At 37.5% G+C, this 8,875-nt stretch carries 10 protein-coding genes and 1 pseudogene; 6 read left to right on the forward strand and 5 right to left on the reverse strand.

From position 1 onward, the window contains the following. The first annotated feature begins 2 nt into the window (after window positions 1-2). Window positions 3-1,412 carry an NADP-dependent phosphogluconate dehydrogenase gene (gndA, locus tag COO03_RS10680; RefSeq protein ID WP_097897163.1) on the forward strand — a complete coding sequence of 470 codons (1,410 nt, stop codon included), beginning with the start codon at window positions 3-5 and terminating at the stop codon, window positions 1,410-1,412. Window positions 1,413-1,502: 90 nt separating this feature from the next. Here gndA and COO03_RS10685 read toward each other — a convergent pair whose 3' ends face one another. Both COO03_RS10685 and zwf read right to left on the reverse strand, forming a co-directional pair. Continuing rightward, window positions 1,503-2,114, reverse strand: coding sequence for a cyclase family protein (locus COO03_RS10685; RefSeq protein ID WP_097897164.1), 612 nt, complete (start codon window positions 2,112-2,114; stop codon window positions 1,503-1,505). A gap of 16 nt (window positions 2,115-2,130) precedes the next feature. After that, window positions 2,131-3,636, reverse strand: a complete 1,506-nt coding sequence (gene zwf / locus COO03_RS10690; RefSeq protein WP_097897165.1) for a glucose-6-phosphate dehydrogenase — start codon at window positions 3,634-3,636, stop codon at window positions 2,131-2,133. A 399-nt stretch (window positions 3,637-4,035) separates the two neighbouring features. Here zwf and COO03_RS10695 point away from each other — a divergent pair, with 399 nt between their 5' ends. Both COO03_RS10695 and COO03_RS10700 read left to right on the forward strand, forming a co-directional pair. Then, window positions 4,036-4,368, forward strand: coding sequence for a DUF1904 family protein (locus tag COO03_RS10695; protein ID WP_097897166.1), 333 nt, complete (start codon window positions 4,036-4,038; stop codon window positions 4,366-4,368). Between the two features lie 46 nt (window positions 4,369-4,414). After that, window positions 4,415-4,726: a heavy metal-binding domain-containing protein gene (locus COO03_RS10700; protein ID WP_097897167.1), complete on the forward strand. Its 312-nt coding sequence runs from the start codon at window positions 4,415-4,417 to the stop codon at window positions 4,724-4,726. 26 nt (window positions 4,727-4,752) lie between these two features. Here COO03_RS10700 and COO03_RS28125 read toward each other — a convergent pair. Together COO03_RS28125 and COO03_RS10710 are read right to left on the reverse strand one after the other, a co-directional pair. After that, window positions 4,753-4,932: pseudogene (locus COO03_RS28125) on the reverse strand (ribosomal protection-like ABC-F family protein); the annotation flags it as partial. A gap of 51 nt (window positions 4,933-4,983) precedes the next feature. Beyond that, window positions 4,984-5,877 carry a LysR family transcriptional regulator gene (locus tag COO03_RS10710; RefSeq protein ID WP_097897169.1) on the reverse strand — a complete coding sequence of 298 codons (894 nt, stop codon included), beginning with the start codon at window positions 5,875-5,877 and terminating at the stop codon, window positions 4,984-4,986. 189 nt (window positions 5,878-6,066) lie between these two features. On the opposite strand from COO03_RS10710, the gene COO03_RS10715 reads away from it, so the two are divergent. Next, complete coding sequence (locus COO03_RS10715) at window positions 6,067-7,092, forward strand: YeiH family protein (RefSeq protein WP_141523271.1); 1,026 nt, start codon at window positions 6,067-6,069, stop codon at window positions 7,090-7,092. Window positions 7,093-7,110: 18 nt separating this feature from the next. On the opposite strand, the gene COO03_RS10720 is transcribed toward COO03_RS10715, so the two are convergent. Further along, window positions 7,111-8,130: a phosphotransferase enzyme family protein gene (locus COO03_RS10720; protein ID WP_141523272.1), complete on the reverse strand. Its 1,020-nt coding sequence runs from the start codon at window positions 8,128-8,130 to the stop codon at window positions 7,111-7,113. A gap of 147 nt (window positions 8,131-8,277) precedes the next feature. Between COO03_RS10720 and COO03_RS10725 the strand changes: the two genes are divergently transcribed. Both COO03_RS10725 and COO03_RS10730 read left to right on the forward strand, forming a co-directional pair. Next, window positions 8,278-8,475 (forward strand): helix-turn-helix transcriptional regulator, encoded by a 198-nt coding sequence (locus tag COO03_RS10725; protein WP_097897170.1) that lies wholly within the window; start codon window positions 8,278-8,280, stop codon window positions 8,473-8,475. A 19-nt stretch (window positions 8,476-8,494) separates the two neighbouring features. After that, window positions 8,495-8,710 carry a hypothetical protein gene (locus COO03_RS10730; protein WP_097897175.1) on the forward strand — a complete coding sequence of 72 codons (216 nt, stop codon included), beginning with the start codon at window positions 8,495-8,497 and terminating at the stop codon, window positions 8,708-8,710. Window positions 8,711-8,875 lie beyond the last annotated feature (165 nt).

Genomic DNA, 8,875 nt, shown 5'->3' on the forward strand with positions numbered 1-8,875 from the left:
ATATGCCAAAGCAACAAATTGGAGTTGTTGGTGTGGGCGTTATGGGAAAAAGCCTCGCACTTAACTTTGAGAGTAAAGGGTATTCTGTTGCCCTATATGATATTTCAAAGGAAAAAGTAAATGAAATCATTGAGGAAAACCGTGGTAAAAACTTAGTTGGTACTCATATGGTTGAAGAGTTTGTTAACTCACTTGAATCACCTAGAAAGATTTTATTAATGGTTAATGCAGGGGAAATTACAGATAAGGCGATTGATTCTCTGCTTCATCACCTCGATAAAGGTGATATTTTAATTGACGGCGGTAATACATACTTTGTCGATACAATTCGCCGAAACAAACGTCTTGCCGAAGAAGGAATCAATTTCATCGGTGCAGGTGTGTCAGGCGGAGAAGAGGGTGCATTGAAGGGACCGTCTATTATGCCGGGCGGACAGAAGGATGCATACGAAAAAGTGAAGGATATGCTTGAAAATATCTCTGCAAAAGTGAATGACGAGCCTTGCTGTTCTTATATCGGACCTAATGGGGCAGGCCACTATGTAAAGATGGTTCACAACGGTATTGAGTATGGAGATATGCAATTAATTTGTGAAGCATATTTCTTCTTGAAACAAACACTTGATTTGACTGCAGAAGAGTTTCATGAAATATTTGCTGAATGGAATAAGGGCGAACTGAACAGCTATCTAATCGAGATTACAGCAGACATCTTCACGAAGAAAGATGAAGAAACTGGTAAGCCATTAGTGGATGTTATTCTTGATACTGCGGGACAAAAGGGTACAGGGAAATGGACAAGTCAAAGCGCACTTGATTTAGGTATATCTCTCCCTATTATCACGGAATCTGTATTTGCGCGTTGTATTTCTGCTTTAAAAGAAGAGCGTGTGAACGCAAGCAAAGTTTTATCTGGGCCTAAAGATAAAGCAGCACTTGGAATTGAAAAAGCCGAATTAATTGAAGCAGTGCGCCAAGCTTTATATATGAGTAAAATTTGTTCTTATGCACAAGGATTCACGCAATTGAAGGCAGCTTCTGAGGAATATAATTGGAACCTTGATTTTGGCAGCATTTCTATGCTTTGGAGAGGCGGATGTATTATTCGTGCAGCCTTTTTACAGAACATTAAAGAGGCTTATGAGAAAAACACTGACCTACCGAACCTTTTACTTGATCCATACTTTAAAGAAATTGTAGAGTCATATCAAGGCGGATTACGTCAAATTATCTCAGCGGCTGTACAACAGGGCATTCCGGTACCTGCATTTTCAGCAGCAATTTCTTATTATGACAGCTATCGTACTGCAACACTACCTGCAAACTTGTTACAAGCGCAGCGTGATTATTTTGGAGCACATACGTATAAACGAGTGGATAAAGAAGGTACATTCCATACAAAATGGATATAAAATAAAAAAAGGGACCAAGATTAAATTCTTGGTTCCTTTTTTATCCCGCAATTCGCAGGCGGTAAGACGCCCACTGATGGAAGTTTCACTTTATTGGAATAATAACACACGCGCTGGTGATGCATCTGTACCCATTAGTTTTAATGGAGCTGCAACCATAAAGTATGTTCCCGCTTCTACTTCTTTAAATGTTAATCCTTCAATTACAATAATATCGTGTGCAAATAGTGTTTTATGGGTTGGGTGACCTTCTTGGGCACGTTCAACACCTAATGCATCAATGCCCACACCGCGAATACCTTTTTCAGCAAGTAGTTTCGCACCGCTTTCAGCTAAATAAATAAAATCGAAGTTAAATCCTTCATCAAAGGAGTTCTTTGTTTTAAATAAAACAAAATCCCCTTTTTGAATATCGAAATCTTTTAGGTCTTCAGCAGTAATACCACCATCAACATGCGTCAGGTTAAAAACCTTTGCTTCGCCTACTAATTTCTCAATATCAAGTGTTTCAAACGTGTCTCCGTCATTTATCATATGCAAAGGCGCATCAATATGCGTTCCTGTATGAGCATCCATTTTTAATGTGGATTCTGTTACATGACCGTTTGTAACTTTGGAAAGTTGAGGCTGTTTTTCCGGTTTATTTTTATATACAGGCATTCCTTCGTAAATAGGTACTGTAATATCATATACTTTTTTCATAAGAATTCCCCTTTGATTAGATTGAGTAGGCATTATCATCTGAAATAGGCCACCATTGGAAGCTGTTTTCCGCAAGTAAATCATCAGAAGCTTGCGGTCCCATTGATCCTGATTCGTAAGTAAGTAAATCTGTTGATACATCCTGTTGCCATGCTTTAGAAATAACATCAACAAATTTCCATGATAATGCTACTTCATCCCAGTGAGTGAAGTTTGTTGCATCGCCTTGAGTTGCATCATATAGAAGTTTCTCGTAAGCTTCTGGTGTATTTACTCCATCCACGCAGTCATTGCAGTAATCAAGCTTAAATGGTGTTGTTTTTTCAGAAGTACCAATTTTTTTACCGTTTAAAACAAGAGAAATCCCCTCATCCGGCTGAATATGAATAATAAGCAAGTTTGGATGAACGTTGTTTTCTGATTTAGAATATAAGTTCATTGGCAATTCTTTAAACTGAATGATGATTTTTGTTGATTTTTCTTGCATACGCTTACCTGTACGAATGTAGAACGGCACACCTGCCCAGCGGAAATTGTCTATTAATAATTTACCTGCCACAAATGTTTCTGTTCTTGAGTTTGGATCCACTTTACTTTCGCTTCTGTACCCAGGAACTTCTTTTCCATTGATTGTTCCTGGTCCATACTGACTTCGTACAAAATATTGATCAACTTCTTCTACTGTTATTGGTCGAAGTGCGCGCAATACTTTAATTTTTTCGCTTCGGATTTCTTCTGTTGTTAAACGAATTGGCGGTTCCATCGCCAGTAAAGCAACCATTTGTACCATATGATTTTGTACCATATCTCTTAAAGCACCGGAATGGTCATAATAACCTCCGCGGTCCTCTACACCTAAAGATTCACTGGATGTAATTTGAATATTAGAGATGTACTTATTGTTCCATAGTGATTCAAATATTGCATTTGCAAAACGAATGACGCCAATATTTTGAACCATTTCTTTTCCTAGATAATGGTCAATGCGATAAATCTCATCTTCCGCAAATGCTTGACGAAGTTTTTCGTTTAATTTTTGTGCGGATGGCAAGTCATGTCCAAAAGGCTTTTCAATAATCAATCGATTCCAACCGTTTGAGTTTGTCACACCTTCTGATTTCAAGTAAGAAGCGATTGTTCCGAAAAATTCAGGAGCCATTGCCATATAATACATTCTGTTTCCTGGAATATTGAATTGTTCTTCTAGGTTAGTAAGTAACGTATTCAAATCTTGGTACGAAGCGGTATTCGTAACATCAAACGATAAGTATCGGAAATGAGTTAAAAATTCATCTAAATCATTCCCAGGTTTAATTTTTGACTCTTGAATAGAGGAAAATACATTTTCACGAAATACATCATCACTCCATTCACGTCTCGCCACACCAACAACAGCAAAATTTTTAGAGAGCTGTCCTTTTTTATATAGGCTATATATAGAAGGGAATAATTTTCTCTTTGCTAAATCGCCTGTTGCTCCAAATATAACTATAGTGCAATGTGTATTGTCGTTCTTGTTCACTGGGTACCCTCACCTTTATCAATGTATAAATAGTATCTTAGAAGATTTTAACATAATTCGAAAGAAGTCTCCTACTTTTAAGTATGTGTAAGAAAGTAAGAATAAATCTCTTAAATTATTTTAGGGTGAAGATTATAGAAAATCAAAAGAAAAGCATGAGATCATTAATACAATGTAATGTAGTTATTTTGAAGTTGGCGTAATGAGAAAGAAATAAAGTGAAACTTCCGTCAGTGAGAATCTTACTGTCCGTTAATGCGGGATAAAAACCTGCAATTGTAGGAGTTAAGATGGGAAAGTGGGAAAATTAGGAGAGCCGATAGATTTCTGGTACAGCGAAACACATTGTGCTATGATATGGAGAAATATAGAATAAAGCCATGTAACGGAGGGATTTTTTTGCCGCATATTGTATTTCGTGGAATTACTACTGAGCAATTAAAGAGTATAAGTAAACCATTAGTGGAAGAACTTGCAGAGGTTTGTGAGTGTGGTGCGGATAATTTTACGTTGGAACTACCAAGTTCTACATTTGTATACAATGGGGAAGAAATAGAGGCATTCCCTCTTATTGAAGTAAAATGGTTCGAGCGTGGACAAGAAATTCGTAATCGATTTGCCAATGCCATTACTACATATTTAATGGATTTTGGACTTCCTGAAGTAGAGGTTGTGTTTACGGTTTTCACAGAGTCAGCGTATTATATTAACGGAAAGCATTGCGCAAGTTAAGGCTTTTGTAACATTTATAAGCTTAATACATAGGAGGAAATATATTATGATCGTTACAACAACTTCTACTATTCAAGGGAAAGAAATTATCGAGTATATTGACATTGTCAATGGTGAAGCAATTATGGGTGCAAATATTGTACGTGATTTATTCGCTTCTGTTCGTGACGTTGTCGGGGGCCGCGCAGGTGCATATGAAAGTAAACTAAAGGAAGCGCGTGATATTGCGATGGAAGAGATGAAAACTCTTGCGAAGCAAAAAGGTGCAAATGCGATTGTTGGTATTGATGTTGATTATGAAGTAGTTCGTGAAGGAATGCTGATGGTTGCGGTAAGCGGCACAGCTGTCCGTATATAGAATATAAAGAAAGAAGCCGTGCTTAATGCACGGCTTTGTTGTATGTTTACGTATATCGTATATTGTGTAGAAGCACGCTGTTTTTTGTGTAAAATAGATTGTTCTAGACGTTTCTTTCCTTGTACGCATTTATCATATTCGGCTTGTTTTTGTATTCTCTCACGTTCCTTTTGTTCACGATAATTTGAATAGTTTTCCTTTTGTTCATTCTCCAATCTGTACTGCATTTCACTCCCTTCGTATAGATAATGTGAAGGTCAACTCTGTTTTTGGGCAAATAATTGAACATGATCTAAAAAGACTTGAATGGCTTTGGAAGGGATAAAGTATTTACCGCGAACGATGGAGAAAGGACGAATGAGTTTTTCGTTTGGAACTTCGACATGAAAAAGCTCTCTCGCTTGCAGCTCTTTTCTTACGGTCCAGTCAGAAAGTATTGCGATGCCAAGCCCCGCGGCAACGGCTTCTTTTACACTTTGAATACTGCTAAATGTAAAGAAACGCTTCATTTTTAAATGATGCTGATGGATAAAGCGATCGCTATAGGCGCGTGTTCCAGAGCCAGTTTCTCTGAGAATCCATACTTGATCTTGTAAGGATGTTTCGTTGATTGCTTGTGTACGCAGCAGGGGATGATTGGGCGGGACGACAAGTTTCATTTCATCTTCCATAAAGGTTTCTACATTCATATTGGTATATACGACTTGTCCTTCTACTAAGCCAATATCAATTTGATTGGAACGAATGTTTTGAAGGACTTCTTCTGTATTGGAGATGAATGTATGTACTTCTACGCGCGGATTCTCGTTAGCGTAACGTGCTAATATTTTTGGAAGTAAGTATTCACCAATTGTAAAGCTAGCCCCGATACGCAGTGTTCCTGTCACAACATTATGTAATTCGTTAATTTCTTGTTTTGCCTCTTCATAAAGAGATAGCATCTGCTTTGCATGTGTGTATAAAATGTTGCCAGCTTCCGTAACTTGAACATGTTTTGGAGAGCGCTGAATGAGCGTAGTACCAAATTCGTTTTCTAAATTGCGAATATGCATGCTGACGCCTGGTTGTGAAAGGTTTAATAGTTCCGCAGCACGAGAGAAATGTTGTTGCTCGACAACGGTAACAAATATTTTTAAAATATCGACGTTCATTGGCCTTACCCCTTTACTTATAGTGTTATGACTGTGTAGGTGCACTGCTTCTGCTTTTTCTTTCATTTTATCATAAGTTTTTATGATGATTGAGATTGTATATTGATATTAAACTTATTATTGAATCTCTTCTATAATGTAAATATAAAGAACATGCATGTTTCAATACGATTATTGGGGTGGTATAAAGTGGAACAGACACTTGTTATACAAAAGAAGAAGCGTCTCGGTTTTTCGCAAGGAATTGGGATTACGTTATTGATTGCCATTGTCGCGAAATATTTAGCGGAGCTTCCATTTTTAAATATTATGGGACAATTAGTAATTGCTATTCTAATTGGGATGATTTGGAGAGCTACAATTGGTATACCTTATGAAGCAATCGCAGGAACGAGTTTTGCGAGTAAGAAGTTACTTCGCTTCGGAATTATTTTACTTGGTATGAGATTAAATTTAGTTGATATTGCTAAGGCAGGACCAAAGGTGTTGGTTATTGCCGCAATTGTTATTGCCTTTACAATTGTTGTTGTATACACATTAACGCGTGTTTTTAAAGTAGATAAGACGCTTGGAATTTTAACAGCATGCGGGACAGCAATTTGCGGCGCGGCCGCGGTCGTGGCAATTGCACCGCAAGTGAAAGCGAAGGACGATGAAACGGCGGTCGGTGCGGCAATTATTGCAATTCTAGGTACAATTTTTACACTGATTTATACTTTATTGTATCCGGTTCTTGGTCTATCTCCATATGGTTACGGGGTATTCTCTGGAGCGACGCTGCATGAAATTGCACACGTTATCGCCGCGGCGGCGCCAGGCGGAAGCACGTCTGTTGATATCGCGGTTATTGTAAAGTTAACGCGCGTTGCTATGCTTGTACCAGTGGCGATTTTAATTGGAATATGGTTTGGACGCAGCGAAGGTAACAAGCAAAAGGGTTCATGGCGTGACCTTCCAATTCCATGGTTTATCTTTGGTTTTTTAGCAATGAGTGCGGTTCATTCGTTAGGAATTATACCGGAGTTCGTTGCAGGTTATATCGTAGTCCTTGCTTACATGCTCATTGCGATGGCAATGGCGGGGCTTGGTTTAAATGTAGAGTTTAGGACGTTCCGTAAATTAGGAAGTAGAGCATTTGTCGCAGGGTTAATAGGATCTGTTTGTCTTTCTGTTCTCGGGTATATTCTTGTATATGCGTTAGGCTTTATGAAATAGAAAAGGAGNNCTCCTTTTCTATTTCATAAATGCTTCCACATCACAATGTAAAAGGCCAATCATAATGGATAATTCTTTTTCTACTTCAGTAAATTGTTCTTCTTTCACAAGCTGGATAATCTTTTGTGTACGTCTAAAGCGAAATGGGCGTACAACTTGTATGATAAGAGGTAAGGCTTCCTTTTCAAGTGTAGATAATGGTCGCTCTTTCATATAGGCTGATAAAAATTCATAAAACCAGTCGTCTTGTTCATCCCCCATAAGTTCATATGCTAAAAAAATAGCTTCTCCGGCGAGATGGTTAATGAAAACTTCATCACCAGCAATATTGAAATCAATAAGGGATTGAAATGCACTGTTATGATTTAGCAAAATATTGTTTGGAGAGAAGTCACCTTGCACTGCACCTTTCGGAAGAGTATTCCACAACTTTTGCAAGGTCGCTCGTTTTTCATAAAACTGAAGAAAAACTTCTTCTACTAGTGCTTGATTGATTTCTTTTCGCTGTAAACTTTCCTTTAGACTATTTGCCTCTAATTCCACATCATCATAAATGCCAGGTACATCTGAAGTGTTTCCGCCGAACATCCCCCAATAAGTTCCGTATTTAAAATGGATATCATATGTCTCAGAAATTTTATGTGTTTTACCTAGTAGTTTACCCAGTGTATGTAATAATTGCTTATTCACTTCTTGGTCCTCTAACTCTCTTCCTGGCATCCATTCTTCTACTGTAACAGGAAAAGAATTTTTGATTGTATGGGCAGGTAAATAGTATAGTCCATCGTTTGTTTGGAAGCGCCCAGGTACTGGAATTCCGTTTTCAATAAAGGCGCGGCAAAGTAGTCCTTGTGTTTGAAGGCCATCAATTGTAGTGAAAGAGTCTTTGTAAAATCGGATTAGTACTTTTTTTATCGGTGTTGAACATGTGATGAGGGTATCTTTGTCTTTGGAAGCGCGTATGACTTCGTAGTGAAACGGTTCTTGTAGTATATCGAAATTCTGCAAAATAGTTTGAATCATAGATCTTTCGAACATGTTGGTAGCCTCCGATAAGAAATAGTTTCTTTACATATTTCCATATTGCTAAAATATTTCCCTCTATTTTGTAAAGATATCTTTACTTAAAATTGGAAAATATTTATAATAAAAGTAAAGATATCTTTACTTTTAAAGGTGGATCTTATGAGTGTAAAAAACAAAATTAAAGAATTAAGAAAGCAAAATCACATAACGCAAATTGAAATGGCAAAAGCAATGCAAGTGACAAGGCAAACGATTGTAGCAATTGAAAATTACCATTACAATCCGAGCTTGGAATTGTCGCTGAAGATTGCCAAATATTTTGGGATGAAGGTGGAAGAGATATTTACGTTGGATTAAGGGGGAAGAGAGAATGAGAATGCAAGATGAATACGAAAGACATCAATCAGATAAAGCCTTTAAATATTTAGGGGTATTTTATGCCATAAGCTTAGCGATATGGGGTATGTATAATTTGATTGTTTACGGGAGAGCTGGAACGCCATTTATTCTTTTTGTAATAGGACAGTTTATATACTTTTTTGTGAACTATTGGCCGAAATGGCAGTTTAGAAAGGTAGAAGAGAATGAGTAGCGAGGTATGTTATATATATACATCAATTAAAAAAACGATATACCCCCCTTTTTAGGAGGGAGAGAGCATCTGGCCATGTATAGAAGTAAAATGTACCCTATAGAGGAGGCACTAAAAAAAGTCTCTCTATGTAGGGTACATTTTTGTATAATTAAGAAATACAAA

The organism is Bacillus sp. AFS098217, assembly GCF_002551815.1.
Lineage (GTDB): Bacteria > Bacillota > Bacilli > Bacillales > Bacillaceae_G > Bacillus_A.

Excerpts from the sequence above, each read along its gene's own strand:
- COO03_RS10720 (WP_141523272.1), bottom strand. The coding sequence starts at position 8,130 with ATGTTCGAAAGATCTATGATTCAAACTATTTTGCAGAATTTCGATATA.
- COO03_RS10700 (WP_097897167.1), top strand. The coding sequence starts at position 4,415 with ATGATCGTTACAACAACTTCTACTATTCAAGGGAAAGAAATTATCGAG.
- gndA (WP_097897163.1), top strand. The coding sequence starts at position 3 with ATGCCAAAGCAACAAATTGGAGTTGTTGGTGTGGGCGTTATGGGAAAA.
- COO03_RS10730 (WP_097897175.1), top strand. The coding sequence starts at position 8,495 with ATGCAAGATGAATACGAAAGACATCAATCAGATAAAGCCTTTAAATAT.
- COO03_RS10685 (WP_097897164.1), bottom strand. The coding sequence starts at position 2,114 with ATGAAAAAAGTATATGATATTACAGTACCTATTTACGAAGGAATGCCT.
- COO03_RS10710 (WP_097897169.1), bottom strand. The coding sequence starts at position 5,877 with ATGAACGTCGATATTTTAAAAATATTTGTTACCGTTGTCGAGCAACAA.
- COO03_RS10725 (WP_097897170.1), top strand. The coding sequence starts at position 8,278 with ATGAGTGTAAAAAACAAAATTAAAGAATTAAGAAAGCAAAATCACATA.